This window comes from Mesorhizobium sp. Root695, assembly GCF_001428185.1.
In the GTDB taxonomy this organism is placed as follows: Bacteria; Pseudomonadota; Alphaproteobacteria; order Rhizobiales; family Rhizobiaceae; genus Mesorhizobium.
Genome location: NZ_LMHO01000023.1, coordinates 543324 through 569029, shown reverse-complemented (window position 1 = coordinate 569029; position 25706 = coordinate 543324). Strand labels below are relative to the sequence as shown.

The window sequence follows — 25706 nt, the reverse complement described above, 5'->3', positions numbered from 1 at the left end:
CAGTCTATCGCACTGTCATCAGTACGTGACCAGGAGACTCGATCTCCTTCGCAGCATCAATCTATAATCCGGCTGGCAACGCTCCGTGACCGGGGAAGGATAAGTATGCAAGAGCAAGCTTCCCTGAAGGCAATCTCGGCAGACCTGGCGCTCGCCTTTGGCTCATTCCAGCTCTATCCGGGGCGACATCTTCTGCTCAAAAACGATGAACCTGTCACGATCGGATCCCGAGCGCTCGAACTCCTCATCACGTTGACTGAACGACCGGGTGAACTGGTAACGAAGGATCAATTGACCGTGCGAGCTTGGGCCAACGCCAGAGTGGAGGAGTCGAACCTTCGAGCTCAGATCGCGTTGCTCCGCAGGGTGCTCGGCGAGGATCAAGCCGCTCCGCGATACATCGTCGCCGTTCCATCAAGGGGCTATCGGTTCATTGCTCCTCTCACCCGCTCTCGTGTTGGGCACGAGCCCAAGAAGACAACGGCCCCGAACAACCTCCCAAAACAGCTGACGCGACCTATCGGACGTGAAGAAGCCATCAAAACCGTCGAAGGGCGGTTTCAAAGGTTCCGGCTGGTCACCATTGTCGGCCCAGGTGGCATAGGGAAGACAACCGTCGGCCTTCGCGTGGCAGAACAATTGTTGTCATCGCATGAGCATGGCCATTGCTTCGTCGACCTTGCCCCAATAACGAACTCCCAAATCGTCCCTTCAGTCCTGGCGTCACAGCTTCGCCTTCCCGAGACATCGGGTGATCCGACCGCGAACCTCATCGGGCACCTTCGCGGCAAACGTTTGCTACTCGTGTTCGACAGTTGCGAGCTCGTTCTCGAAGCCACCGCCCGTCTGGCGGAGACCTTGCTCCGCGAACTGCCGGAGATCACCATCCTTGCCACCAGCCGCGAAGCCTTGCGGGTGGAGGGTGAAAGCGTCTACAGGCTCCCCCCTCTCGATACACCGCCGTCGGCGGCGGGTATGACTGCTGCCTACGCGTTGGAGTTTCCCGCTATCCGTTTGTTCGTGGAGCGGGCGACCTCGTCCGGAAGCGGGTATACGTTCGACGACGATGAAGCGCCCGTGGTCACACATATATGCCGCCAGCTCGATGGAATCGCCCTGGCGATTGAGCTTGCCGCAGCGCGGGTGGAGGCATTTGGCACCCGCGGAATCGCCGAACTTCTCAACGATCGTCTGCGGTTGCTGACCGGGGGACGGCGCACCGCTCTACCTCGCCATCAGACTTTGGCTGCAATGATCGACTGGAGCTACGGAGCGCTTTCAAAAGAGGAGCGGAAAGTCCTGCGTCGACTCGCTATCTTCGCAGGCGACTTCGGACGGGAAGCTGCTGTTGCCATTGCAACCGACGTGACCTCCCCCGACCGCGACGTACCAGGCCTTCTTGCTAACCTCGTCGCCAAATCCCTGGTAGCCGTCGATGCTCAACGCAAGGCCGCGCGATACCGTTTGCTCGACACAACGCGGGCTTTCGTTTTGGAAAAAGTCCGGGAGGAAGGTGAGCTCGACGCCGTCATTCGGAAACTGGCGACCTATCTGTGCGATGTCCTTCGACATTCGCAGGAGGAAGTGGAAACCCTGTCGAGCGAAGAGTGGCTGTCGAGATATGGTTCCCACATCAACAACATACGCTTCGCTCTGGACTGGGCGTACTCGGATCATGGCGATCTAGAAGTTGGGCTAGCGGTTACCGTCGCCGCCATTCCGATGTGGTACCAGCTTTCTCTGGTCGACGAATGCCTGACCAGCGTCCAGCGCGCGCTGCTAGGCATCGGTCCGGGAAAGCGAAGAAACGACTACGCTCGTCAGATCATGCAGCTCTACAGAGCGCTGGGGCTCTCTCAAGCATTCAAAATCGGCTTCGCGCCACAAGCTCCGGCCGCTTTCACTAAAGCGTTGGAGATTTCGGAACAGTTGGGGGATGTCGACGCTCAAGCGGAGGCTCTTTGGGGTCTATGGGTCGCCCAGGTGGGCATGGGTGATTATAGGGCGTCGCTGGGAAACGCCGAACGGTTCGTGGCGCTCGCACAAAGCGGACTTGATCGGTTTATCGGTGACCGGATGCTCAGCATGACCCTATTTTGCATGGGTGACTTCCGGGGTGCCCGCCGTCACGCCGATCTCATGTTGGGCCACGATGTCTCTACTGACACCGTCTCCGCGAATTCAGTGCGTTTCAGGTTCGGCCAGTCGATTTCGGCTCGAATCCAACCCGCCCAACTCCTTTGGATGGAAGGCCTTCCCGATCAAGCCATTAAGGCGGTCCACACCGCCGTCGCGGCCGCGCGGGAATCGGGCCACGCGATCTCGTTGTGTGAAGCCCTGGCTCGCTGGTCCTGTCCGGTCTTTGTTCATGTCGGCGACCTACCGGCGGCAGATTCAGCTATCACGGAGCTACTCCAGTTGGCAAACACGAACGCGCTCGGACCATGGGAGGTGTTCGGTCGGTGCTGGAAGGCGGTCCTTCTGATCCAGCGAGGGCTTGCCGAGAGCGGCGTTCCGCTTCTCCGAAACGGGTTGGCTGAACTCCGTCAGGTAAAACTCTTCAACCTCTACACCGTCAGATTTCTCGGCTTTCTGGCCGAGGGCCTGTCTTCTCTGGGACAACACGCCGAAGCGCGATCGCTGGTGGAGGCGGCGATAAGCGCCAGCGAGGCGAAGGAGGAGCTCTGGTGCGTCGCAGAACTCTATCGCCTGAAGGGGGACGTCCTTTGGCGCGGCGGCGATGACCTCGGGAGCGTCGAACGATGCTATCTTCACTCGCTCGATGTAGCGGGTCGGCAGGACGCCCTGTCCTGGGAGCTTCGGACGACCACGAGTTTGACGAAGTTGGCGCGCGACCGGGGAAATACCGATCGGGCGCGTACACGATTGGCTGCGGTCTACGATCGGTTCACTGAAGGCTTTGATACGGCCGACATGGTGGCGGCAAAGAATCTTTTGGCCGAGATTTCTTGATCTTCCCGCGCGTTCCCCGCGTCTGTGTTCGCGCTCCTCACAAGATTTCACTACGATTCACTGGCTTGAAATCACACAGCTCTGTCATCCTCTTTTGGTCGCCGGATAGCCGTCGACACCGCAGCGAGGCAGACAGATGACTATGCCGAGAAAAATGGACGCCCTCGTCCTAAACGAGACGAACTCTGACTTCGTCCGCACCAGCATGGACTGCCCGGCGCCCGCGCCTGGCGAGGTACTTGTCCGCGTCAGGGCGAGCAGCGTCAACCCGCTCGATCTCAAGATCAAAAGCGGGCAAGCTCCGCATGCGCGGCATCCACTGCCCGCTGTTCTCGGTATGGACGTAGCCGGAATTGTTGAGGCTGTCGGCTCCGGGGTGACCGCGTTCAAGGCGCAGGACGAGGTCTTCGGCATGACGGGCGGCGTAGGCGGTCTCCAGGGCTCGCTCGCGACTTTCGTCACCGTTGACGCTGATTTGCTTGGCCCCAAACCTGCCAACATGACCATGCGCGAAGCGGCCGCGTTGCCGCTGGTGTTCATCACCGCTTGGGAAGGTCTGGTGGATCGCGCCCAAGTCCAGGCCCGGCAGAGGGTGTTGGTGCTCGGCGCCGGCGGCGTCGGCCACATTGCAATCCAGATCGCACGCGCTTTCGGAGCCGAGGTCTTCGCCGTGGACAAGGCTGCCAAGCAACGCGAGATCGAAGAGCTCTGTGCCACCGCAATCGACCGCCATCAGGCGACGGTCGACGAATACGTCAAAGACCATACGGGCGGGCGTGGCTTCGATATCGTCTACGACACTGTGGGCGGAGCCGGTATCGACGCCGCTTTCAACGCTGTGACCCGCTTCGGCCATGTCGTCAGCTGCCTGGGATGGGGCACCCATTCGCTCGGTCCACTCTCGTTCCGAGCCGCAAGCTACTCTGGCGTCTTCACGCTCCTGCCGATCCTGACCGGGGAAGGCCGCGCCCATCACGGGCAAATCCTGCGAGAGGCGAAGCGGCTCGCGGAAGCAGGAAAGATCACACCTCTCGTCGATCCCCGCCGCTTCAGTTTCGAGACCATTGCGGAGGCATATGCCGAAATCGAAAACCGAACTGCCAACGGCAAGATCGTGATCGACGTCACCGACTAAAGCGACCCCTTCAAGCTCTAATCAAAGGAAACGCGTCATGCCATTCGTTAATGTGAAACTGGTCGACGGCGTGTTCACGCCGGAAGAGAAGCATGCCATGGCGAAGGCCCTGACCGACGTCATGGTAAAGTTCGAGGGATCGGAGGCGTTCCGCGAGGTGGTATGGGTCCTTATCGAAGAGCTTCATACCGACGGCTGGCACATCGGCGGCAGGCCGTTTGAAGGACCCAAGTCGTTGATGACGACTCTTTCGAAATCCAAAGAGGTCGCCGAAATGATCGACGGTACGCCTACCACCCGGAAAGAGTGGGCCGCGGCGGCGCCAGTTCTGGGCTGACCACTTCGCAATCTCTACACGGCCGAAACGAGAGCATCCGGACGGCATACGTCCCGAGCCGTCAAAGCCGTGTCCAGCCCGTAAAGGGGAAGAGAAATGGATACGAGCACATCCACAACAATGCCCACGACGACAAGACGGGAAGTCCTTATCGGGACGGGAGCCGTCGCTCTTGCCACGACGCTGCCTTTGGTGGCCAGGGCGTCTGTGAACTCAACCAATGCAACCATTGAAGATGGGAGTGAGATTATGAACAGCATCAAGGTGAAAGACGGCGCGCAGATTTTCTACAAGGACTGGGGAGCAGGTCAGCCGATCGTGTTCCATCACGGGTGGCCGCTGAGCGGCGACGATTGGGATAACCAGATGCTGTTCTTCCTCGACAAGGGCTTCCGCGTCATCGCCCACGACCGGAGGGGCCACGGTCGCTCAAGCCAGACCTCCGACGGCAATGACATGGATACTTACGCCGCCGACGTCGCCGCACTCGCCGAGGCGCTCGACCTTCGCGAGGCGATCCATATTGGCCATTCGACCGGGGGCGGTGAGGTCACCAGGTACGTCGCCCGGCACGGTAAAGGCAGGGTCGCCAAAGCAGTGCTCATCTCTGCGATTCCTCCCGTGATGGTCAAGTCTGCCAAGAACCCTGGTGGACTCCCCATCGAGGTCTTCGACGGCTACCGCACCGCCTTGGCGTCAAACCGAGCGCAACTCTATCTCGATATCGCTAGCGGACCATTCTACGGCTTCAACCGCCCAGGCGCCGTTATCTCCGAAGGCACGATCCGCAACTGGTGGCGCCAAGGGATGATGGGCGCAGCGAACGCGCACTACGAGTGCATCAAGGTGTTCTCGGAAACCGATTTCACCGAGGACCTGCAGATAATCGACGTTCCGGTCCTGATAATGCATGGAAGCGACGACCAAGTCGTGCCCATCGCCGACTCTGCCGAACTCTCCGTCAAGCTGCTCAAGAACGGAGCACTCAAGGTCTACGACGGGTACCCGCATGGAATGTTCACAACGCATGCCGATGTGATCAACGCGGACCTGCTCGCCTTTATCAAGGCGTGACCGCCCTAGGCCTGCCCTCGATCTCCTCAAGCCAATTCAAAAGCTGTCGGCTCACCTGAGGTCGGCTGCGGAAAGGTATGTCATGATGACGGAACACATGCTTTCCCGGCGTGGATTTTGCCTTTGCTGCATAGGCGCTGCCACCTTCGCAGCGACCGGCGGTTGGATGAGCCCACGTGCGGCCTATGCCGAGGCGCGCGGGCTGGTGAGCCTCATCAAGGACAGCGCCGCCAAGGCAAACATTGCCACCCACAAGCTGAGGAACAACATCACCGTCCTCGAAGGCTCCGGCGGCAATGTCGCGGTCCTGGGCGGCAAGGACGGGCTCGTCATGGTTGACGCGGGCATCAGCGTGTCACGCACCCAGATGACGAAGGCGCTCGCAGCCATCTCCGCCGAACCCGTGACCCATCTGATCAACACCCACTGGCATTTCGATCACGCGGACGGCAACCCCTGGATCGGTGCTGGCGGCGCCAAGATCATTGCGCACGAGAATACCCTAAAGCACCTGTCGCAGGTACAACGGGTCGAGGACTGGGACTACAATTTCATGCCGCTGGAGCAGAGCGGGGTGCCAAAGCACGTCTTCTCAAAAGAGCATTCGCTTAAGCTGAACGGCCAGTCGGTAGCAATGAAATATTATGGCCCGGCGCACACCGACGGCGACATCTCGGTCATGTTCGGCGAGGCGGACGTCCTCCATGTCGGCGACACCTACTGGAACGGGATCTATCCCTTCATCGACTATTCGACGGGAGGCGGCATTGACGGAATGATCGCGGCTTCGGATGCGAACTTGGCTACATCGACTGCCAAGACGATTATCATCCCAGGCCACGGAAGCCCCGTGAGCAATCGAGCGGAACTCCAGGAATTCCGCGACATGCTTGTCGCCGTGCGAGAGAAGGTCGCGGCGCTCAAGCACCAAGGGCGATCGAGAGACGAGACAGTCGCCGCCAAGCCCACGGCGGCGTTCGATGCCAAGTGGGGAAATTTCGTCATCGATCCGGGCTTCTTCACGCGGCTGGTCTACGAGGGCGTCTAGTACGAGCCTTCTTTGTGCGCCGATCTCTTCTGGCGCGATCCCCAACTCACACGCGCAATCGGGACGCACCGGCCGTCCCGGCCCGATCTTTTGACAGAAATCCCAACCTTCAGGAGACAGCCATGTCGGAAACCAAAAAGCGCTCTGACGATCGATATACCGGTTGAACTGAACGCGGTAAAATCGGTCCACAGCATCGGGGGCCTTCAGTTTGAAGGCGATCTGCCAGCAGCGCTGTTCCATCTTCAACTGATCACCACGGACATCACGAACTGGCAGGCGACATCTGACGTGATCGTGGTCTTCCACACAATGCGGGTCACGTCACGCTCAGTGACGCAGCCTATAACGCGTCGCGCAACATTGCCACCGGCAACCCATACAAGAAGCTGGTTGCCGACCTCATCGACAAGGGCGTCAAGGTCGAACTTTGCGGTGTGACCGCGAAGGTCAACGGCTGGGGAAACGCCGATCTTCTCCCCCGCATCAAGGTCAATCTCGACGCCATGGCACGCACAATACAGCTCGTGCAGCAGGGCTTCGTCAAGATTACAGAGTGACGGTCGGTTCACCGATCGAATCTCTCATTGAACAAAGGAGGCCGCCATGCCGACCCATGCACCCGTCAGAGTTGGCATCATCGGCGTGCACCCCGACCGCGGCTGGGCCTCGACCGCCCATGTGCCTGCGTTGAGAGATTTGCCGCAGTTCAGCCTTTCTGTCGTGAGCCACCACCGGATTGAAACTGCGCGGGCGTCAGCCGAGAAGTTCGGTTTCCAGCGCGCGGTCTCGTCGACGGAGGAGCTTGTGAACCACCCTGATGTCGATCTGGTGGTCGTCACGGTGAGGGTGCCGGAACACCTTCGAGTGGTAACTGCGGCGTTGGAAGCGGGAAAGTCGGTGTTTTCCGAATGGCGTGATGCGGAGACGATGCACTCGCTCGCCGCCGAAAAACGCGTCTCGACAATGGTCGGCCTTCAGACCCGCGCGAATCCGACCATCCGGCAAATGCGTGAGCTCACCAGGCGGGGCTATCTAGGCGAAGTGCTATCTTGCTCGATCATTGGCTCGGGCATCACTTGGGGAGTAACTGAAACATTGGCGGTTCTTTCTCCAACGGAGAGTCGCATGACGGACGATCGGGAAAAGGTCGAAGCCGAAACGGGCCTGTTTGCCATGCTGTCTAGTCTGGCATGCCCGCAAGCCGCCAGCCGTCAACGAAGGGCTCCGCATCAGCCTTACTCTTAAAAGGCAATTTCGTCGCGAAATCAGCGATTTTCCAGTCTGGATTCCCAGTAAGAAATAGGCGGGCTTCCTCCTGAGCCTCAGAAATGCGACCGGCAAGGGCAAGCGCGGCAATCAGGTCCTCCCTCGAGCCTGTCCCGTAGGTTTCGTCACGGCTCAAGGAGGCAACAGCTTGTTCGTACTGACCGGAGGAAATTTGCGCTATCCCCATGCTCCAGAAATACCAACCGGGTGGATGAGGATTCAAACGCAGCGCTTCTGCGCAAGCTATCAGTGCCGCTTGCGGCTTACCTAAGTAGACTTGAAGCTCACCCATCCATGCTATGGCGTCTGCATTATTGGGATTTTGCCGGATTGCAGCATCGAACTGCAATTCTGCTTCGTCCCAATTACGCTCATAGAGCTGCACGCAGCCCAGGATTCTGCGAGCGTGGGAATCGCTGGGATCGATCTCTACAGCCCGTTGCGCGTGCATCAGAGCCTTTGCACGGCCGGGTATCTGTGGCTCTCCCCACATCATCCAGCCAAATAGCAGCGAGATAGCAAGATTGCTGTGCGCTTCGCAGTAGTTTGGATCTAAGTGAATGGCACGTTCCAAATCAGCACACGCCTCTCTATTGTCTGATTTCGAAATGTTGCATTTGCCTCGCGACCTAACACAAAGATCATAGGCCTCGAGATTTGACGGTCGGGAACGGGCAACAATATTCTTGACACCAAGCTTACCAGAAATCGCTTCAACAACGCGTCGCGTGACCTCGTCCTGAACGCCAAAGATATCGACGAGATCGCGGTCAAAGCGTTCAGCCCAGACATGATTTCCGCCGCCCGCAGCATCAATCAACTGGACATTTATCCGGAGACGCTCGGCCGAGCGACGCGCACTACCTTCAAGGATGTATCTCACCCCTAAATCATGGGCGATTTGGCGGACGTCGGTGGACTTGCCCTTGTAGGCAAAGGTGGAATTGCGGGCGATAACGAAGAATCCGGGTACATTCGATAGATCGGTTATGATGTCTTCCGTCAGGCCGTCGGTGAAGAACGCCTGTTCTGCATCCCCGCTCATGTTGGCCAGCGGCAGGACGGCGATCGACAGCTTCGGCGGCGTCGACCCGGTCTGATGGATCGTTGCAGGTTCTGACGTTGCGGCTGTCGTCGATCTGGCGGTTCCAACCCGAATGGAATAGACCCGGATCGGCTCGGCGATGTTCTTGAGCTGCGTGCTGCCGAGATCGCTGACCGAGAGGTCGAGCCTCGCCTTGACCTGGCGATAGGCGTCCTCGGACAGGCAGATGGCGCCGGGCGCCGCGACGCCCTCCAAACGCGAGGCGATGTTGACGCCGTCACCCATCAGATCGCCGTCGCTTTCTTCGACCACATCGCCCAGATGGACGCCGATCCTGAACTCGATGCGGCGCTCCTGCGGTACGCCGGCATTGCGCTCGACCATGCCGTTTTGCACCTCGATGGCGCAACGCACGGCATCCACGACACTGCGGAACTCGACTAGCGCCCCGTCCCCTGTGCGCTTGATCACGCGCCCGTTGTGAACGGCGATGGTCGGATCGATCAGATCGCTGCGCAGTGCACGCAAACGTGCCAAAGTCCGGTCTTCGTCCTCGCTGGCGAGCCGGCTGTATCCGACAACGTCTGCGGCCAGGATTGCGGCTAGCCTGCGATTCTCACTCATCGCGCGACCTCCTTTGCCGCTAGGATAGCAGGAAGACTGAGCGTAGGGCGAGGAGGACCGACGTCACGCGGCAGGCGGATCGACTCCTATTTGTGCTTCTCAACGAACGCTTTGCACGCGGGGGATAGCTGATCGATCATGCTTTGAAGATCGCATTTGCCGATTGGTGTCATTGGGCAAAGCCGTTTGTAGTCGGGTCTGCACTCTTTGCCTTGGAAGCTTTTGAAAGCCTTTGCCTCAGCGGCCAGGGTGTTCAAAAGTATTCCCGAGAATGCTAACGCCAGGCCTAACCACAGATGCTTCCCCATAGCCCTCTCCCCATTGTTGCCTCACAATATCGGCACAATAAATTAGGATACGCTAATGGGGTGAGACCTGCAAGCGATAGGCACTCAAACCGCTTGCCAGCGGCATCGATATCAGGATTATATTCCTCCGTTGCGGCGAACCTCTCAATGGAGATCGCCTTTCCCATGACCATGAAATACCCATTCGTCGAGGACACGCTCGGCAAGAAAGTCGCGATCGGCACAGGCCTGTCAGTCGACTGCACTACCTGGCGACGTCATGTCGTGTCTCAACGTGCCGGCGCTGGCCCGTCGGCTGGCGTGACCATCGATGTCGCGGACAAGCAGCTCAAAGCCAAGACGGTGGGGACACCCTCCGCGAGCACCTATCTATGCTATATCGAAAAGACCTATCCTACGGCGAAAGCCGTCACATACCCCAACGCCGACGCTCTCTATCTCGACCTGACGTCCGGCCGTCTCGATGCCATCTTTGCCGATGCTGTCGCTTCGGATTTCAGTCTGCTCAAGACCGACGCCGCAAGAACATGGCGTTCGCGTCCAATATCGTAACCGATCGCGGCTGCTTCGGAGAGGGAGCAGGCATTGGACTCCGGAAGGAGGACGCCCAACTGCGCGAGGAGCTCAACAAGGCGTTCATCGAGGTCCGTCAGGATGGAACCTACGACAAGATCGCGAAGAAATACTTCGTCTACGACATCTACGGCAACTGATCGGACCATATAGTCGTGGAAGCAGTTCTGCAGTTCTCCCCGTTCCTGCTGGCCGCCTCAGGGTGACAATCGCCTTGAGCATTCTGTCGGTCATGGTGGCCGTTGCCCTGGGCCTCCTTGGCGCCTGGGCGAAGCTTTCAGGTTCAAGGAGGACTCGGCGGATCGCAGAGCTCTACACGACGCTTGTGCGCGGCGTGCCTGATCTCGTTCTCATGTTGTTGCTCTACTTCGGTGGGCAGATGGCATTGAACCGGATCGGCGCCGCCACAGGTTTGTGGGACTATGTCGAACTCGATGCCTTCACCGCTGGTTTCCTGGCGATCGGGTTCATTTTCGGATCCTACATGACGGAAACTTTTCGAGGAGCCCTATTGGCAATACCGCGTGGTCAGATCGAAGCAGGCACCGCGCGACGGGTCGCCCTGTTCAGCGCCCTATGCTCTGACCCTCGCTATCAAATAGATGGACCTTCTCGAGGTCTGGTGACAGGAATATAGTTTGGCCGGCGACGACCGATACTCGCTCGCGCAGCAGGGCGCCGAGCCTTGTTTTCGCTGCTTTGGCGACAACCAACGTTTCTGAGCCAGTCGGCTCGACCGCCTCGACCATTGCTGGCAGGCCCTGGTCTGAAATTCGCAGGTGCCCGGGCCGGATGCCATAGGCGGCGGCTGCTAGGTTGGCGCCAGCATGCGGGGGCAATGGGAGCATAATGCCGTCGGTTGCGACGAAGCCCTCCGGTTCACTCTTGCCGACCAAGACGTTCATTGCTGGCGAGCCGATGAACTGGGCGACGAACAGATTGGCAGGTCGGTCGTAGAGATCGAGCGGGGCGCCGACCTGTTCGATGATGCCGCCATTCATGACGACGATCTTGTCGGCCATGGTCATGGCCTCGACCTGGTCGTGCGTGACATAGACTATGGTGGTTCCCAGGCGCTGGTGCAGCGCCTTGATCTCGGTGCGCATCTGCACGCGTAGCTTGGCGTCGAGGTTGGAGAGCGGCTCGTCGAACAGGAAGACTTTCGGGTCGCGCACGATGGCGCGGCCCATGGCGACACGCTGGCGCTCCCCGCCGGACAATTGGCGCGGGTAGCGCTCGAGCAGGTCCTGCAGTCCGAGGATAGTCGCGGCGCGCATGATCTTGGCGTCGATCTCGCTTTTGTCGGTCTTCTTTAGCGTCTGCGCGAAGGCCATGTTCTCGCGCACCGTCATATGCGGGTAGAGCGCATAGTTCTGGAACACCATGGCGATGTCGCGCGACTTCGGCGCGACGTCGTTGATGACCTTGCCTTCGAGCGCGATCTCGCCGGCGCTGATGTCTTCCAGCCCGGCGATCATCCTGAGCAAGGTCGACTTGCCGCAGCCGGACGGGCCGACGAGGATGACGAATTCACCCGACGCGATGTCGACCGACACGCCGTGGATAACCTTCGCCTTGCCATAGGCTTTCTCGACACCCGATATGGTGAGCGCACTCATTGGTGCTTTCCTTAGAAAGAAACCTTGTCGCCGCCCTTGAGCTGCAAGATCTGTCGTGCCTCGTCAGGGGTGGCCACCGAGGCGCCGAGCCCTTCGATGATCTGGCGCACCTTGAGCACCTGCTCGGCGTTGGATTTCGCCAACTGGCCCTTGCCGATCCACAGCGAGTCCTCCAGCCCGACGCGGACATTGCCGCCGAGCGCAATCGCCTGGGTGGCGATCGGCAGCTGACTGCGGCCGGCGCCCAGCACCGACCAATGGTAATCCTGTCCAAACAGGCGGTCGGCCGTGCGCTTCATATGCGCGACGTCCTCGGGATGGGTGCCGATGCCGCCCAGTATGCCGAACACGCTCTGGACGAAGAATGGCGCCTTGACCAGGCCGCGCTCGACGAAATGGGCGAGCGTGTAGAGATGGCCGATGTCGTAGCACTCGATTTCGAAACGCGTGCCGTTTTGTACGCAGGTGCGCAGGATGTGCTCGATGTCGCCGAAAGTGTTGCGGAAGATGCGGTCGCGCGAGCCTTCGAGATAGGGCTGTTCCCAGTCATGCTCGAAGGTCTTGAAGCGCTCCAGCATCGGATAGAGGCCGAAATTCATCGAGCCCATGTTGAGCGAGGCGACTTCCGGCGCGAAGGTCGCCGCCGGCTTGACGCGCTCCTCGACGCTCATCGTCGCGGCGCCGCCGGTGGTGATGTTGATGACGCAGTCCGAGCGTTGCTTGATCACCTTCAGGAAGGGCGCGAACGCCTCGGTCGACTGATCGGGCCGGCCATCGGCGGGATTGCGCGCATGCAGATGGACGATGGCCGCACCAGCCTCGGCCGCGCCGATCGCGGCATCGGCAATCTCCTGCGCGCTGACCGGCAGATGCGGCGACATGGACGGCGTGTGGATCGAGCCGGTGACCGCGCAGGTGATGATGATTTTGTTCTGGTTCGCCACTTGGAGATTCCTCGTCTATTTGACCGCAGCTTATTTCACCGCGCCTTGGGTAATGCCCGAGATGAATTGCTTCGACAGCACGATGTAGAGCAGCGTTATCGGCAGCGCCGCCAGCGTCAGCCCGGTGAACAGCACGCCCCAGTCGGTGGTGAATTCACCGACGAAGACGGTGAGGCCCTGCGGCAGCGTCTTGAGATTGTCCGAGGTGATCAGCACCAGCGGGAAGAAGAAATCGTTCCAGATCGGCACGGCGTTCTGGATCGCGACGATGACCAGCGCCGGGCGCGCCAGCGGCAGCATGATTGAGCGCATGATGCGAAACTCGCTGGCACCGTCCATGCGTGCGGACTCTTCCAGTTCGCGCGGCAAGGTCCGGAGAAAGCCGGTCATGATGAACACCGCCGAGGGGATGCCCATGGCGACATAGACCAGCACCAGGCCGGCGTAGCTGTCGACCAGCCCAAGCGAATCCAGCTGGATGAACAGCGGAATGATCGCCAGTTTCAGCGGCACCGTCATGCCGCTCAGGAAAAACATCAGCACCAGCGCGCTCAGCCTGAACTGGTAGCGGGCAATCGCATAGGCGGCCATGGTGCTGAACAGAAGGATGAGCGCCACCGCGGCCATGGTGATGCCGACGGAATTGGCGAGATAGCGCACGAAGTTCGTTTCGCTCCACACACGCTCGGCATTGGCCAGCGAAAAGTGCGCCGGCAGGGCGAAGGGCGAGCTGAAGATCTCGGCATTGGTCTTGAAGGACGACATCACCATGACGAACAGCGGATAGATCATGATGACGGCGTTGACCGCCAGCATCAGCTGGATGGCGCCATTCTTCAGCAACTCGGCGGGTTGCCCGGTGCGGGCTGTCGCGCTCACAGCTCGATCTCGCGACGGCGCAGATAGCGAAGCGCTATTGCCGTGACGCCGGCAACGATGATGAACATCATCACGGCAAGCGCGCTGCCCTGGCCGAAATCCTGGATGCCGGTCGTCGTCGAACCGAAGGCGGTGCGGTAGAAATAGAGGCCGAGCACGTCGGTGGCGCCGCCGGGCGAACCGGTGAGGCCAGCCATGACGTATGGGATTTCGAACCAGTTGAAGCTGCCGATGAAGGTCAGGATGGTGACGATGGTGACGCTAGGCGCAATCAGCGGCCAGATAATCCTGGTCATCAGCACATAGTCGCCGGCGCCGTCGAGACGGGCGGCCTCGATCACTTCCTTGCTGACACGCTGCATGCCGGCCAAAAGCACCAGGGTGGGGAAGCCGAGCCAGTGCCAGACATTGGCGAACAGGACGCTGCCGAGGGCGGTGTGTTCATTGCCGAGCCATGGGATGGCGCCGATACCGGCCAGCGCCAGCGTCTGGTTCACCAAGCCGAAGAGCGGGTGCAGGAACAGTTTCCACAGGAAGCCGACGATGACCGCCGACAGCACGACGGGCAGAAAGACGATGACCTGGTGGATGCGGTGGCCGGGCAGGGCTTTCAGCAAGGCATAGGCGAGCAGGAAGGCGGTGCCGTTCTCGAACACCATCAGCGCCATGAAGGCGATGATGTTGTGCTTCAGCGCATTGTAGGTCCAGTCGCTATAAGGCTGTTCAAACAACACTTTGCGGAAGTTTTCAAAGCCGATGAATCCGGTCGGCTGCAAGCCGTTGAACTCATAGAAGGCAAGGCGGAAGGCCGACAGCAGCGGCCAGAGCACGAACAGCACCATGACCACCAGGGCTGGTGTCAGCAGGGACGCGATCCAGAGTGACCGGCGCCACGGAAAGGCTTTTGTGGTGTGGCGCCGGCCGATGTTCATGTCACTTGCCCTGGAAAGGCTTGTACCATTTGGCGAGGCCGTTGGTCAGGTCGGCGGCCAGCTGGTCCGGGGTGATCGAACCCGACATCATCTTGGTGATGTCGCCTTGCAGCAGTTCCGATCCCGTCGGCTTCTCGAAACGGAAGTAGACGACATTGATATGCGGCATGGCGGTTTCGTTCAACTTGGCGACGTGGGCGAGCAGCTCGTCCTTGATGACGACGCCCTTGATCGGCGAGATGTTGCCGAGCAAGGCAGAGAACTTGTCGCCGAACTCCTTGGTGCCCATCCAGTTGACCAGCTTGAGTGCGGCCTCCTTGTTGGCCGACTTGGCGTTGACGGCATAGCCGCCGTCGAAGAACTTGGTCACCTGCGGCGTATCGCCGGCCTTGGCCATTGGCGGCGCGACAAAGTCCATGTTGATGGCCGGGTTCTGGGTGCGGTAGCTGGCGATGTCGAAGCTGCCGCCGGCCAGCATCGCCGCCTTGCCGCTGATGAACAGCTGGCCTGCGGTGTCGTAGTCGATGCCTTCGAAACCGGGGGGCATGTAGTCGCGCAGTTCAAGCAGCTTGCCGAGTGCCGCGACATAGCGCAGATCCTTGAAGGTGGTCTTGCCCGATGTCAGGTCGCTGACAAAGTCCTGGCCGAGGAACGGGTTGGTGAAGATGGCGACGAACATCTCGTTGAACCAGCTGGTGCCCATGCCGTTGGCCAAGGGGTAAATGCCCTTGTCCTTCAGCGCTTTGCTGACGGTGATGAATTCATCCCAGGTGGTCGGCGGAGTCAGCCCGGCCCTGGTGAAGACGTCCTTGTTGATGAACAGGCCGAGTGTCTGCGAGGCGAAGGGCAAGGAATAGACCTTCTTGTCGGCGCGGTAGGTGCCAGCGACCAGCGCATCGGCGGGCTGGTTGGCGAGCGAAGGCACCGTGGTCAGATCCTGCGGCTCGAAATAGCCGGCCTTCACGAACTGCTCGAGCCAGCCATAGGCGTGGGTGTGGATTACATCGCCACCTTTGCCGGCAGCCAGGGCCGTCGAAACAATGGTCGGATAGTTCTCGTCCGGGAAGGACTCGAACTTCACATGGATGTCCGGGTTGGCCTTGGTGAAGTCGGCGAAAAGTTCGTTGTAGGCGGCCTTGTCTTCCTGGCGCCAGGTCCAGAACGAGATGTCGGTGGCATGCGCCACGCTGGCTGCCAATCCCCATGCGAAAGACGCGGCCGCGAGGGCCAGCCCAATCCTTCTCCTGCTCATGTTGCAATCTCCCAATCGCGCTTGATGCGCTTTTTACGACGATTATCAAATCATAGTTCTTGCCGTCTGGGAAGATAGTTTGTAAAGTTTCCTAACTAATGTGGATTGAGACGAGGCGACCCGCTTCGTCCGGCGTGCGCGGTGGATGTCGGTGACCCAGAAAATCATTGCAGGCGTGGATATAGGCGGCACCAAGACACGCATCATGGCGTATCTGGGCGAGCAGACGATCGCCGACAAGGTGCTGGTGACGGAGAGCTGGCGCATTCGCCAGATGGAGACCGATGCGGCGACACTGGCTGGGATCGTTGCCGGATTGTGCGGCGGGGTGGCGCCTGCTGCACTCGCGGTCGGCGCGCATGGCTGCGACACGGGTGAACAATGCCTTCGCTTCGAGGCGCTGTTGGCAAGCAGGACCGGCGGTGCGGTGCAGGTGGTCAATGATGCCGAGCTGATGGTTCCTGCCGCCGGCTATATCGATGGCATCGGCGTCGTATCCGGCACAGGCTCCATCGCGGTGGCACGCACGGCCGATGGCAAGATGCTGGCGGCCGGCGGCTGGGGCTGGATTCTTGGCGACGAGGGCAGCGCGCCGGCCTTGGTGCGCGAGGCGGCGAAGGCAATCCGCCACAGCCTCGACCGAGGCCAGGATGGCGACCCGCTGATTGCCGCGCTGATGCGCGAACTCGATACTGAAGACCAGACCAAGCTTGGCATCCTGCTCAACGAAACGCGCGGCGCGGCGGTCTGGGGCCGCTATGCCAATGCCGTCTTCGATGCGGCGATTGCCGGCTCGGTGCTGGCGACCCGTGTTATCCGGGAAGGCGGGGCAGGACTTGCCGCATTGGTCGAATTGCTGATCGAACGCGGCGCCAATCCTGACCTTGTCGTGGTCGGTGGCGGGGTCATTTCCGAGCAGCCGATGCTGATGACGGCATTCGTCGAGGCCATGGCGAAAGTTTCGCCGTCGAGCCATGTGGTGCTGCTGCGCGAGCCGCCGGTGCTTGGCGCGGTCGCCCTGGCCAGACGGCTGCTCGTTGGCCAAGGACTTTCCTCATCGATCGGAGTAGTTTGAATGCTGAAGCGTATCGGCTACCGCCAGGCGGTGGCGCGGCAAACGGAAAGCCTCGAGATCGGCAGGCGCTCGGTGGCTGTCGCGCTCGACAGTCTCGATCTGCAGACCTTCGCCGGCAAGACGATCGGGCTCGCCGGTATCGGCGCCAGCTATCAGGCCGCATTGGCTGGAGCGCTTTATCTGCGCGCCTGCGGCATCAGGGCCTTCGCCTACACGCCGACCGATCTCTATGGCCGCACCAGCGCCGCCGCCGATGCATTCATCGCGCTGTCGGCTTCCGGGCAGAGCCGCGAAATTTCCGATGTCATGCGCGAGGCTTCAGCGGTGCCGCGCCTGGCGGTCTGCCGTGGCAGCGACAATCCGTTGGCCACGCTGACCGGCGCGGTGCTCGCCACGGATTCCGGCGCTGACAATGGCGCCAGCTCGACCGGCTATACCGGGACCTTGCTGGCCCTCGGCATACTGATCGACAGGCTTGCCGGCAACAGCTTCAATTGGGCGACATTGCCACCTGCGGTCGCCACCGTCCTCTCCGCTGCGCAACAACCCGCCGGGCAGGCGGCACGGCTTCTGCAGGGCAGAACATCCATTGATATCGTCGGCGCCGGTGTCAGCTTCGCCAATGCCGGCGAAGCGGCGATGCTGATCCGCGAGGCGGTTCGGGTGCCGGCATCGGGATGGGACACGCTCAACTATCTGCACGGACCCATGGAATCTCAGGATGCGGCGACCGGACTCATTTGCATAGGTGACGGGCGCGAGGTCAAGATCGCGCAGGATGTCGCCGGCTTCGGCTGTCCCTCGGTGCTGGTGACGCGGCGCAACGATGTCTCACCAGCCGACAGGCTGGTGGTGATTTCCATTCCGACGCTCGGCAACACCATCGCCGACGCCATTCTGGAGATCATCACCATCCAGCTCGTCGTCGGCGACATGCAGGATGCCGCCGGCCTGACCGATATCGTTTTCCGCTACCGGCAGACCGACACCAAGCTCAAGCCATGGTCGCCGACGGAAGTCTGACGCCTGTGTACGGATCGCGGAAATTGCCAAACCGCCTGTCCATGAGGCATTGAGGGAAAGATGCGGCTTTCGAGTCGGGGCAGCGGTTGCGCTGTCACCGACTGAAGACAGGATTTCAGGGCAAAGGTCGAACGGCTAGATGGCGGCTGCGGAAATCCCCAACCTGACCGACAGCGCCCGCGCTGTGCTGCGCGTGCTCGCCGCGCATGGGCCGGTGACGCGGCCGAAGCTCGGCGCCATGCTCGACCTCTCGAAGCCGACCATGTCTGCGGCGGTGTCGGAGTTGAGCGCGCTCGGCCTCGTTGCCTCGCGTGGGCTGGAACGCGGCGCCATTGGCCGCACGGCGACGGTCTATGGCATCGGTCCAGGTGCGGGCTACGCGATCGGCATCGATGTCGGCGCCGCCCAGGTGCGGGCCGTCGCTTATTCGATGGATGCTGAGAAGCTGGCGTCGGCGGAAGAGCCGATACCGGAAGCGATAGCCGGTGATGCCGACGAGGTGGGCGCCGTCGTGTTGTCGGTGGCGCGTGCCACCACGGCCAGGGTTGGCAGGGATTTTCGCGCGCTGCGTAGCATTGCGGTGGCTGTGCCGCGCATCGTCGCCAATGACAGTTTTGACCGCCCCGGCGGACCCTCCGCCGTGCTTGGCCTGCTGCGTCGCAGTGTAGACGTACCGATCATCCTGGAAAACAACGTCAATTGCGCCGCCATTGGCGAGATGCATTTTGGCGCCGCTCAAGGCCACCAGACCTTTGCCTTTCTGCAGGTTGGAGTCCGGGTCGGCCTCGGCTTCATCACCGAAGGGCGGTTATTTCGCGGCGCCGGCGGTGCTGCCGGCGAGATTGGCCGCATGCCGTTTCCGTGGTCGGCAAGCGAGACTCCCTCTCGTGAAGGGCTCGAACATTATCTCGGCTCACGGGCGCTGATCGAGCGTTGCCGACTCGATTGGCCAGCACAAGAAGGAGCACCGCCGGACTCGGCCAAGGATCTGTTCGCGCGTGCTTTGGAAAACTCACCGCCGGCGGGGGCGGCGGTCGCGCGCCATGCCGCTGATATTGGCAGGCTGGCGGCCGGCTGCATCGGCATGCTCGACCCCGGCCTGATCGTCCTTGGGGGCGGCGTCGGCAGGAATCCGCTGATGACCGAAACCGTCGAACGTGTAGCGGCAGAGCTTGCTTGGCCTACAAACATCGCCGTCAGTTCTCTCGGGGACGACGGGACAGCGCTCGGTGCCATGAAGCTAGCGGTTGATTACAGTCTCGGGCTGATGCTGCACGAAGGCCGGCACCCGGCTGTGGTGCTACCGCCACGGTCAGAGTTTGAGCGTGTCAAATAGTGATTTGGGCTCGAAACTCAATCTAGCTTGCTGTCGATGTCAGTGTCTGATTCCTTGTGACCGAAGGTACTCGGATGCAAGGAAGCAGGATACTTGTTGGCTCTCAGGAGGCGGAGTGAAGGTGATGGGCAGTGGCCGTGGCGAAGCGCGGCGCGTTGAGCTGAGAGCCATGTTCCCTCCAGTTCAACGAAAGTCCTGAGCTGATTTTAGCCTCATGCTGCCTGTTTTTCAGCGCCATTTGATAGCGAATTCGGAGGGCGTGATGATGCCAAGGACTGATTGCGTCTGTGTCAGTCAAGGCGCTTCGCTCGGCCTGTCTATCGTCGCCTCAACGCGCCGACCAGCTGCCGTACGCTTGAATGAAGTCTGCCTTGACTTGTCGCGGATTGTGGTGGCAAGCGCTGCCTGAAACCATCAAGGCAGAGCGAAGGGTGACAGGCTCGATAGCATCGGTAGGTCACCAGCGCTGGTGCACGTAGGGCTTGATGTCCTGGTCGTAGATCGCCTTCACCTTGCCCATAAGCTCATCAGATAGTGGCGGAAGTGCTGCCGCTTCCGCATTGGAACGCGCCTGCGCCGGGTTTCGGGCGCCGGGAATGACCACGCTCACCGCATCGAACATCAAGATCCAGCGCAGCGCAAATTTCGCCATCGTCGTGTCGCCAGAGACAAGCGGCCGGATGAGCTCGACTGCCGCCAACCCGACCTCATACGGAACGCCCGAGAAGGTTTCGCCGACATCGAAGGCTTCGCCGTTGCGGTTGAACAGGCGATGGTCCGTGGTCTCGAATTTGGTGTCCGCCTTGAATTTGCCCGACAGCAGGCCGCTGGCCAGCGGCACGCGGGCAATGATCGCCACGTCGTTCTTTTTCGCCAGGTCGAAGAACAGTTCGGCCGGACGCTGGCGGAAGGCGTTGAAGATGATCTGCACGCTGACAACGCCGGGATATTGCATCGCCTTCAGCGCCTCTTCGACGCGCTCGACGCTGACGCCGTAATTGCGGATCTTGCCTTGCTCGACGAGACGGTCGAGACGCTCGAAAATTTCCGGGTGGTAATAGAGGTCGGTCGGCGGGCAGTGCAACTGCACGAGATCGAGCGTGTCCGTCTCGAGATACTTCAGGCTGCGGTCGATCCAGCCGGTCAGGTTTTCCTGGCTGTAACCTTCGACCGTCTGTGCCGGCAGCCGCCTTCCAGCCTTGGTGGCGATGAACGGACGCTCGCCGCCGCGCTCCTTCATGACCTTTGCGATCAGCTTCTCGGAATGGCCATCGCCATAAACGTCGGCGGTGTCGATGAAGGTGACGCCGGCGTCGAGCGCCGCATGCAGGGCGGCAACAGCGTCACCATCATTGACCTCGCCCCAGGCGGCACCGATCGCCCATGCGCCAAAGCCGATCTCGCTGACGTCGCGGCCGGTGCGGCCGAATTTCCGTGAGTGCATGTCCTGTTCCTCGTTCCGGTCTGGTCTGGTCTTGGCCTGCATGCCGATTCGCATCCTGCCCGCGGCATCTAATCGAATGATGACGCGATTGACATCCGTGCTCGTACGATTTACCAGATAACAGGGTTGTATGACAACCCGGTAAGACTGCAATGATTTGGAGTCGGGAGGATCTCAAGTTGAAAACCGTTCTGAAAATGGGCGCATCAGTGGCCTTGTGCCTTGGCGCGCTTGCCCGTCCTGCATTCGCCGAGGACAACATCGTCAAGATTGGCGTCGTCGCGGCGGAGTCAGGCTCTTTCGTTTCTGCCGGCCATACCTTGCCGGCCGGCGTCGGCCTGGCCGTCAAGCAGATCAATGATGCCGGCGGCTTCAAGGTCGGCGGCAAGACCTACAAGCTCGAAATGGTCAAGCGCGACGACCGCACCGATATCTCCACGGCAATAGCCGCCACCCAGGAGCTGGTGCGCGACGTCAAGGTGCAGGCGATCTTCGGGTCGGAAACGCATGACTTCACGCTGGCCATGGCGAAGATCACGCAGCCGGCCAAGATCATCCATTTCGCCGGCAATTCGACGCTGGCGAAAATCCTCAACGCCGATAGCGTCAAGCCTGGCGGCGAGGATCACTATCTCTTCCAGTCCGAACCGCAGGAGTTCCAGCGCTCCGGATCGACGGCGCGTGGTGTCCTCTCCTTGCTCGAGCCGCTGCTCGGGTTCAAGCCGAAGAAATCCGTGATGATCGTCGGCAACGATGCCACCGGTCAGTTCCTGTCGTCCTACTATTACAAGGCGCTGAAGGCCGAGGGACAGGACGTTCCCGACATCATCTTCTATCCGCCTGACACCACCGACTTCTCGCCTTTCCTGACGCGGGCCAAGAGCCTCAATCCTGACATCATCCACTTCTGGTACAATGGCGATTCAACGCTGACGGCGCTGCCGCAGGCGCTGGAACTGGGTGCCGCGAAAAGCTATTTCCTGTTCGGCGTCGACCCCGGCATCTGGAAGGAAAAGCAGCTTTCGGCCGATGTGCCGGTGGCGATGAGCTGCGTCCCGGTCTGCTGGGGCGAGTCCTCGAACCCGAAGGCGAAGGCCTATTTCGACGCCTACTTCGCCGCCGGCGCGCCGCATGGCGTGACCTCGTCGGTGTCGCTGCTCTATCATGACTATGTCCACTTCCTCGTCGAAGCTTGGCAGAAGGCCGACAGCTTCGATCCGGACAAGACGGTCGACGCGCTGCTGACGCTCCATCACAAGGGCGTGGTCTCGGATGATCTGACGTTCAATCCGACGCACCAGGTCACCCATGCTACCGAGGTCTGCGCCGCGGCACCCGGCGGCGCCATCTCCTGCGCCATGCAGCAGCCGCCGGCCGAAGCGCCGAAGAGCTGATCCAAACTTGGTCCCCGGGTTGGCGGCGTTCTCGGCCGCCAACCCCCTTTCTTGCAAGTCAGGCAGGTCTCGATCGCCGTGGATATTTTCATCCAGCAAATCCTCAACGGCCTTTCCATCGCCAGCGTCATCACGCTGATCGCCATCGGCGTCACCCTGATCTTCGGCCTGACCGGCATCATCAACTTCGCGCATGGCGAATTCCTGATGATCGGCGGCATCGTCACCTGGCTTGCGGTCAGTGCCGGCCTCGGCTTCCCGCTGGCGGTGGTGCTGGCGATCCTGGCTGTCGGGCTGATGGGCTACATCCTCGAGCGGGGCCTGTTTCGCTTCACGCTGGAGCGGCCGACCAACGGCTTCATCGTGTCGCTCGGCCTCATCGTCGTGCTGCAGCATGTCGTGGTGCTGTTCTGGAACCCCAACCAGAAGAGCATTCCGCGCCCGCTGACCACCGTATGGGACGTCGGCGGCGTGCGCATCGCATCGGTGCGCGTCATGGTGATCCTGATCACCATCGCCGTGGTGGCGCTGAGTTTCCGCATGATCACGGCCAGCCGCTACGGTCGCGCGCTGCGGGCAAGCGTCGAGGATCGCGATACGGCGGCGCTGATGGGCATTCCGGTGCGCCGCTATATCACCGGCGTATTCGTGCTCGGCAGTGCGCTGGCCGGCCTTGGCGGCGCGCTGCTGATCGCGCTGTTTCCGATCACGCCGTTCACTGGCGGCACCATGGTGATGAAGGGTTTCGCCGTGGCCCTGATCGGCGGGCTCGGCAACATCTATGGCGCCGTCGCCGCCGGTCTCATCCTCGGCATCGTCGAGGGCTTCAGCGCCGGCTACGGCTTCTCGCAATGGACGGACGCCTACTCCTTCGCCCTGATGATCCTGGTGCTGATCGTGCGCCCGCACGGCCTGTTCGGCGGCACCAGCGGGCCCAGGATGGCGTCATGAATGCAGATTCCGCCCTCAAACCGTTGCGATCGCTGCTGCCGGTGCTGGTCATTTTGGCGCTGATCGCGCTGGTGCCGCTGTTTTCGCCCAGCAATCGCTTCCTGTCGCTGGCGATCTCGGCCGGCATCAACGTCATCGCGCTCTACGGCCTCTCGGTGCTGTTCGGGCAGACCGGCATCCTGTCGATGGGCCACGCCGCGCTGGTCGGTGTCGGCGCCTATGCGGCGGCGATCCTCGCGCGGGACTTTGGCATCGGGTTCTGGCTGGCGCTGCCGGCGGCGGCCCTCGCCAGCGCGGTGTTCGCGATGATCGTCGGCATTCCGTCGCTGCGCGTAGGCGGCCATCACTTCGTCATCATGACCTTTGCCTTCGGGCAATTGCTGGCAATCGTGCTCACCAATGGCGGCGACTATACGGGTGCGGCCACCGGGCTCGACATCGCCGGTCCGGTCACCCTGTTCGGTGCCGATATGACCGACCTGACGCGCTACTATCTGATGGTGGTGGCTTTCGTCACTGTCGCGGCGGTGGCGAGTTGGGCAATCATCCACTCATCCTACGGCCGCACGTTGCGCGCCATCCGCGAGAACGAGAAACTGGCCGCCTCGCTCGGCATCAATGTCGGCAGGCACAAGATCGGCGCCTTCGTCGTCAGCGGCATCTTTGCCGGCATTTCGGGCGTGCTGCTCGCCTATTTCCTTGGCCATATCTCGCCGTCGCAGTTCTCCTCCTTCCCCAGCATCTATCTGGCGCTGATGGTCATGATCGGCGGCGCAAGGCTGATCGAGGGGCCGCTCGCCGGCGGCATCCTCGTCGCCTTCCTGCCGGAGGTGCTCAACCTCGACCCGGTGCAGTCGCGCATCGTCTACGGCGTCTGCCTGATCGCGGTGATCATGCTTTTGCCCGACGGCCTGATAGGCGGCATCGTGCGAGCGCTCCGCGCGGCATTTTCGGGCAAGCCGAAACAGGAGACGGAAGACTGCGACGCAGCGGAGGTGCGGCAATGAGCCCGATCCTGGCGATCAGCGGCCTCAGCAAGCAATTCGGGGGCGTCACCGCCCTGGCCGGCGTCGATCTCGCCATCGAAGAAGGCGAGATCCTCGGCGTCGTCGGCCCGAACGGCTCGGGCAAGACGACTTTGTTCAACGTCGTCACCGGGGTCCACAAGCCTAGCGGCGGCACGGTGCTGTTTCGCGGCCAGGACATCACGGGTCTCAAGCCGCACGCCATATCGCGGGCCGGCATCGGCTACACCTTCCAGCAGGCTATGGCCTTTGCCGGCCTTGGCGTGCTGGAGAATGTCCAGATCGCCGGCGAGCACGCGCGGGCAGGGGGCACCGCCAATCCCTGGCCGACGCCGCAAGCGCTGCTCGATTTCGTCGGTTTAAGCGCGCTCGGCGGCGAAAAAGCCGGCGTGCTGCCGTTCGGCAGCCTTCGCCTGCTCGGCCTTGCGCTGGCACTGGCCACGCGTCCCTCGCTGCTGTTGCTCGATGAGCCAGCCGCCGGCCTCAATGATCGCGAGACCGCGGCCCTTGTCGGGCTTGTCCGCCAGCTTCCCGGCCATGGCATCACCGTTTGCGTCATCGACCACGACATGAAGCTGATGCAGATGCTGTGCCGTCGCCTTGCCGTGCTCGATTTCGGTTCCAAGATCGCCGACGGGCCGACCGAAGCGGTGCTTGCCGATCCCAAGGTGCTGGAAGTCTATCTGGGGGGCGATCTGTGAGCCTGCTTGACGTTTCCGATATCGTCACCGGCTATGGGCCGTCCATCGTCAACCGCGGCATCTCGCTGACGCTGGGCGAGGGCGAGATCGTCACCATCCTCGGCCCCAACGGCGCCGGCAAGTCGACGTTGCTCAAGGCAATCGCCGGGCTGATCCGGCCACGCGCCGGCAGCATCGCCTTCGATGGTGCCGAGGTGACCGGGCTTGCCGCCGATGTCATGGCCAGGCGAGGCGTCGTGCTGGTGCCGGAGGGACGCAAGATCTTCGTCGACATGACGGTCGAGGAGAATTTGCGTCTTGGCGCCTATGCGCGCCGCGATGATGCGGCCGTGGAAGCCGATTTCGAAACGATGCTGGCCTTCTTCCCGATCCTGGCCACCAAGCGGCGCGACAAGGGCGGCTCGCTGAGCGGCGGGCAGCAGCAGATGCTGGCGATCGGGCGCGGGCTGATGACGCGGCCGCGCGTGCTGTTGCTCGACGAACCGTCGCTTGGCTTGTCGCCGCTGCTGGTCAAGGAGATCAAGGCGATCATCCTCGGCATCGGCGAACGCTTCGGTGCCTCGGTGCTGCTGGTCGAACAGAATGCCGGTCTCGCTTTGTCGGTCGCCTCGCGCGGCTACCTCATGCAGAACGGCCGCATTGCGGTCTCAGGCGCAATCGCCGAATTGCGCGACATGTCGCTGATGCGGGAACTGTACCTCGGCGGCGTGGCGGGAGCAGCCGCATGAGCCCGCGACCGGTCGTG

Annotated in this window: 23 protein-coding genes and 2 pseudogenes; 18 read left to right on the top strand and 7 right to left on the bottom strand. The window is 61.4% G+C overall.

Annotated features, from left to right (window positions below; translation table 11 throughout):
• Positions 1 to 105: 105 nt before the first annotated feature.
• The 7 genes and pseudogenes from ASD99_RS21785 to ASD99_RS32595 form a co-directional block, all read left to right on the top strand.
• On the top strand, positions 106 to 2973 hold the full coding sequence (locus ASD99_RS21785; protein ID WP_057144834.1) for an ATP-binding protein: 2868 nt from the start codon (positions 106 to 108) through the stop codon (positions 2971 to 2973).
• Positions 2974 to 3109: 136 nt separating this feature from the next.
• Positions 3110 to 4108 carry a zinc-dependent alcohol dehydrogenase family protein gene (locus ASD99_RS21780; RefSeq protein ID WP_056584963.1) on the top strand — a complete coding sequence of 333 codons (999 nt, stop codon included), beginning with the start codon at positions 3110 to 3112 and terminating at the stop codon, positions 4106 to 4108.
• A 37-nt stretch (positions 4109 to 4145) separates the two neighbouring features.
• Positions 4146 to 4445, top strand: coding sequence for a tautomerase family protein (locus ASD99_RS21775; RefSeq protein WP_057144833.1), 300 nt, complete (start codon positions 4146 to 4148; stop codon positions 4443 to 4445).
• Positions 4446 to 4694: 249 nt separating this feature from the next.
• Positions 4695 to 5519, top strand: coding sequence for an alpha/beta fold hydrolase (locus tag ASD99_RS21765; protein WP_056584966.1), 825 nt, complete (start codon positions 4695 to 4697; stop codon positions 5517 to 5519).
• 82 nt (positions 5520 to 5601) lie between these two features.
• A complete protein-coding gene (locus tag ASD99_RS21760; RefSeq protein ID WP_057144831.1) occupies positions 5602 to 6567 on the top strand; it encodes an MBL fold metallo-hydrolase in 966 nt (321 codons plus the stop codon).
• Positions 6568 to 6711: 144 nt separating this feature from the next.
• Positions 6712 to 7127 (top strand): annotated as a pseudogene (locus ASD99_RS35335) (DsrE family protein).
• A 46-nt stretch (positions 7128 to 7173) separates the two neighbouring features.
• A pseudogene (locus ASD99_RS32595) lies at positions 7174 to 7653 on the top strand (Gfo/Idh/MocA family protein); the annotation flags it as partial.
• Between the two features lie 97 nt (positions 7654 to 7750).
• On the opposite strand, the gene ASD99_RS21750 reads toward ASD99_RS32595, so the two are convergent.
• Entirely contained in the window at positions 7751 to 9505 is a 1755-nt protein-coding gene (locus ASD99_RS21750; RefSeq protein ID WP_057144829.1) for an adenylate/guanylate cyclase domain-containing protein, read from the bottom strand.
• A gap of 473 nt (positions 9506 to 9978) precedes the next feature.
• On the opposite strand from ASD99_RS21750, the gene ASD99_RS21740 reads away from it, so the two are divergent.
• The 3 genes from ASD99_RS21740 (at position 9979) to ASD99_RS32590 (ending at position 11023) form a co-directional block, all read left to right on the top strand.
• Positions 9979 to 10365, top strand: coding sequence for a transporter substrate-binding domain-containing protein (locus ASD99_RS21740; protein WP_162256716.1), 387 nt, complete (start codon positions 9979 to 9981; stop codon positions 10363 to 10365).
• A complete protein-coding gene (locus ASD99_RS35215) occupies positions 10341 to 10526 on the top strand; it encodes a transporter substrate-binding domain-containing protein (RefSeq protein ID WP_057144826.1) in 186 nt (61 codons plus the stop codon). Before ASD99_RS21740 ends, ASD99_RS35215 begins: the two co-directional genes overlap by 25 nt.
• Before the next feature lie 62 nt (positions 10527 to 10588).
• Positions 10589 to 11023: an ABC transporter permease subunit gene (locus ASD99_RS32590; protein ID WP_274533716.1), complete on the top strand. Its 435-nt coding sequence runs from the start codon at positions 10589 to 10591 to the stop codon at positions 11021 to 11023.
• On the opposite strand, the gene ASD99_RS21730 is transcribed toward ASD99_RS32590, so the two are convergent.
• The 5 genes from ASD99_RS21730 to ASD99_RS21710 are packed head-to-tail and all read right to left on the bottom strand — an operon-like array spanning position 10953 to position 16012.
• Positions 10953 to 12005, bottom strand: a complete 1053-nt coding sequence (locus ASD99_RS21730; RefSeq protein ID WP_057144825.1) for an ABC transporter ATP-binding protein — start codon at positions 12003 to 12005, stop codon at positions 10953 to 10955. The two genes, ASD99_RS32590 and ASD99_RS21730, sit on opposite strands and share 71 nt — an antisense overlap.
• Positions 12006 to 12016: 11 nt before the next feature.
• Entirely contained in the window at positions 12017 to 12949 is a 933-nt protein-coding gene (locus tag ASD99_RS21725) for a 3-keto-5-aminohexanoate cleavage protein (protein ID WP_057144824.1), read from the bottom strand.
• Between the two features lie 30 nt (positions 12950 to 12979).
• The gene (locus ASD99_RS21720) at positions 12980 to 13828 is read right to left on the bottom strand and encodes a carbohydrate ABC transporter permease (RefSeq protein ID WP_057144823.1); all 849 of its coding nucleotides are present in this window, start codon (positions 13826 to 13828) and stop codon (positions 12980 to 12982) included.
• Complete coding sequence (locus tag ASD99_RS21715; protein WP_057144822.1) at positions 13825 to 14760, bottom strand: carbohydrate ABC transporter permease; 936 nt, start codon at positions 14758 to 14760, stop codon at positions 13825 to 13827. Before ASD99_RS21715 ends, ASD99_RS21720 begins: the two co-directional genes overlap by 4 nt.
• A gap of 1 nt (position 14761) precedes the next feature.
• On the bottom strand, positions 14762 to 16012 hold the full coding sequence (locus tag ASD99_RS21710) for an extracellular solute-binding protein (protein ID WP_057144821.1): 1251 nt from the start codon (positions 16010 to 16012) through the stop codon (positions 14762 to 14764).
• Between the two features lie 151 nt (positions 16013 to 16163).
• On the opposite strand from ASD99_RS21710, the gene ASD99_RS21705 reads away from it, so the two are divergent.
• The 3 genes from ASD99_RS21705 (at position 16164) to ASD99_RS21695 (ending at position 19446) form a co-directional block, all read left to right on the top strand.
• Entirely contained in the window at positions 16164 to 17087 is a 924-nt protein-coding gene (locus ASD99_RS21705; RefSeq protein ID WP_244497850.1) for a BadF/BadG/BcrA/BcrD ATPase family protein, read from the top strand.
• Positions 17088 to 18110, top strand: a complete 1023-nt coding sequence (locus tag ASD99_RS21700) for an SIS domain-containing protein (RefSeq protein ID WP_057144820.1) — start codon at positions 17088 to 17090, stop codon at positions 18108 to 18110.
• Between the two features lie 139 nt (positions 18111 to 18249).
• A complete protein-coding gene (locus ASD99_RS21695) occupies positions 18250 to 19446 on the top strand; it encodes an ROK family transcriptional regulator (RefSeq protein WP_057144819.1) in 1197 nt (398 codons plus the stop codon).
• 457 nt (positions 19447 to 19903) lie between these two features.
• Here the strand turns inward: ASD99_RS21695 and ASD99_RS21690 are convergent, their stop codons facing one another.
• Positions 19904 to 20890, bottom strand: coding sequence for an aldo/keto reductase (locus tag ASD99_RS21690; RefSeq protein ID WP_057144929.1), 987 nt, complete (start codon positions 20888 to 20890; stop codon positions 19904 to 19906).
• A gap of 179 nt (positions 20891 to 21069) precedes the next feature.
• Between ASD99_RS21690 and ASD99_RS21685 the strand changes: the two genes are divergently transcribed.
• The 5 genes from ASD99_RS21685 (at position 21070) to ASD99_RS21665 (ending at position 25689) form a co-directional block, all read left to right on the top strand.
• Positions 21070 to 22284, top strand: a complete 1215-nt coding sequence (locus ASD99_RS21685; RefSeq protein WP_057144818.1) for an ABC transporter substrate-binding protein — start codon at positions 21070 to 21072, stop codon at positions 22282 to 22284.
• A 78-nt stretch (positions 22285 to 22362) separates the two neighbouring features.
• Positions 22363 to 23235, top strand: a complete 873-nt coding sequence (locus ASD99_RS21680) for a branched-chain amino acid ABC transporter permease (RefSeq protein ID WP_056584975.1) — start codon at positions 22363 to 22365, stop codon at positions 23233 to 23235.
• The gene (locus ASD99_RS21675; protein ID WP_057144817.1) at positions 23232 to 24242 is read left to right on the top strand and encodes a branched-chain amino acid ABC transporter permease; all 1011 of its coding nucleotides are present in this window, start codon (positions 23232 to 23234) and stop codon (positions 24240 to 24242) included. Before ASD99_RS21680 ends, ASD99_RS21675 begins: the two co-directional genes overlap by 4 nt.
• The gene (locus ASD99_RS21670; protein WP_056584979.1) at positions 24239 to 24961 is read left to right on the top strand and encodes an ABC transporter ATP-binding protein; all 723 of its coding nucleotides are present in this window, start codon (positions 24239 to 24241) and stop codon (positions 24959 to 24961) included. Before ASD99_RS21675 ends, ASD99_RS21670 begins: the two co-directional genes overlap by 4 nt.
• Positions 24958 to 25689, top strand: a complete 732-nt coding sequence (locus ASD99_RS21665) for an ABC transporter ATP-binding protein (RefSeq protein WP_056584981.1) — start codon at positions 24958 to 24960, stop codon at positions 25687 to 25689. Before ASD99_RS21670 ends, ASD99_RS21665 begins: the two co-directional genes overlap by 4 nt.
• Positions 25690 to 25706 lie beyond the last annotated feature (17 nt).

What these genes read in the sequence shown, in the direction of transcription:
- ASD99_RS21785 (WP_057144834.1), top strand. Translation starts at nt 106, where the DNA reads ATGCAAGAGCAAGCTTCCCTGAAGGCAATCTCGGCAGACCTGGCGCTC.
- ASD99_RS21780 (WP_056584963.1), top strand. Translation starts at nt 3,110, where the DNA reads ATGACTATGCCGAGAAAAATGGACGCCCTCGTCCTAAACGAGACGAAC.
- ASD99_RS21775 (WP_057144833.1), top strand. Translation starts at nt 4,146, where the DNA reads ATGCCATTCGTTAATGTGAAACTGGTCGACGGCGTGTTCACGCCGGAA.
- ASD99_RS21765 (WP_056584966.1), top strand. Translation starts at nt 4,695, where the DNA reads ATGAACAGCATCAAGGTGAAAGACGGCGCGCAGATTTTCTACAAGGAC.
- ASD99_RS21760 (WP_057144831.1), top strand. Translation starts at nt 5,602, where the DNA reads ATGATGACGGAACACATGCTTTCCCGGCGTGGATTTTGCCTTTGCTGC.
- ASD99_RS21750 (WP_057144829.1), bottom strand. Translation starts at nt 9,505, where the DNA reads ATGAGTGAGAATCGCAGGCTAGCCGCAATCCTGGCCGCAGACGTTGTC.
- ASD99_RS21740 (WP_162256716.1), top strand. Translation starts at nt 9,979, where the DNA reads ATGACCATGAAATACCCATTCGTCGAGGACACGCTCGGCAAGAAAGTC.
- ASD99_RS35215 (WP_057144826.1), top strand. Translation starts at nt 10,341, where the DNA reads ATGGCGTTCGCGTCCAATATCGTAACCGATCGCGGCTGCTTCGGAGAG.
- ASD99_RS21730 (WP_057144825.1), bottom strand. Translation starts at nt 12,005, where the DNA reads ATGAGTGCGCTCACCATATCGGGTGTCGAGAAAGCCTATGGCAAGGCG.
- ASD99_RS21715 (WP_057144822.1), bottom strand. Translation starts at nt 14,760, where the DNA reads ATGAACATCGGCCGGCGCCACACCACAAAAGCCTTTCCGTGGCGCCGG.
- ASD99_RS21710 (WP_057144821.1), bottom strand. Translation starts at nt 16,012, where the DNA reads ATGAGCAGGAGAAGGATTGGGCTGGCCCTCGCGGCCGCGTCTTTCGCA.
- ASD99_RS21700 (WP_057144820.1), top strand. Translation starts at nt 17,088, where the DNA reads ATGCTGAAGCGTATCGGCTACCGCCAGGCGGTGGCGCGGCAAACGGAA.
- ASD99_RS21695 (WP_057144819.1), top strand. Translation starts at nt 18,250, where the DNA reads ATGGCGGCTGCGGAAATCCCCAACCTGACCGACAGCGCCCGCGCTGTG.
- ASD99_RS21690 (WP_057144929.1), bottom strand. Translation starts at nt 20,890, where the DNA reads ATGCACTCACGGAAATTCGGCCGCACCGGCCGCGACGTCAGCGAGATC.
- ASD99_RS21675 (WP_057144817.1), top strand. Translation starts at nt 23,232, where the DNA reads ATGAATGCAGATTCCGCCCTCAAACCGTTGCGATCGCTGCTGCCGGTG.
- ASD99_RS21670 (WP_056584979.1), top strand. Translation starts at nt 24,239, where the DNA reads ATGAGCCCGATCCTGGCGATCAGCGGCCTCAGCAAGCAATTCGGGGGC.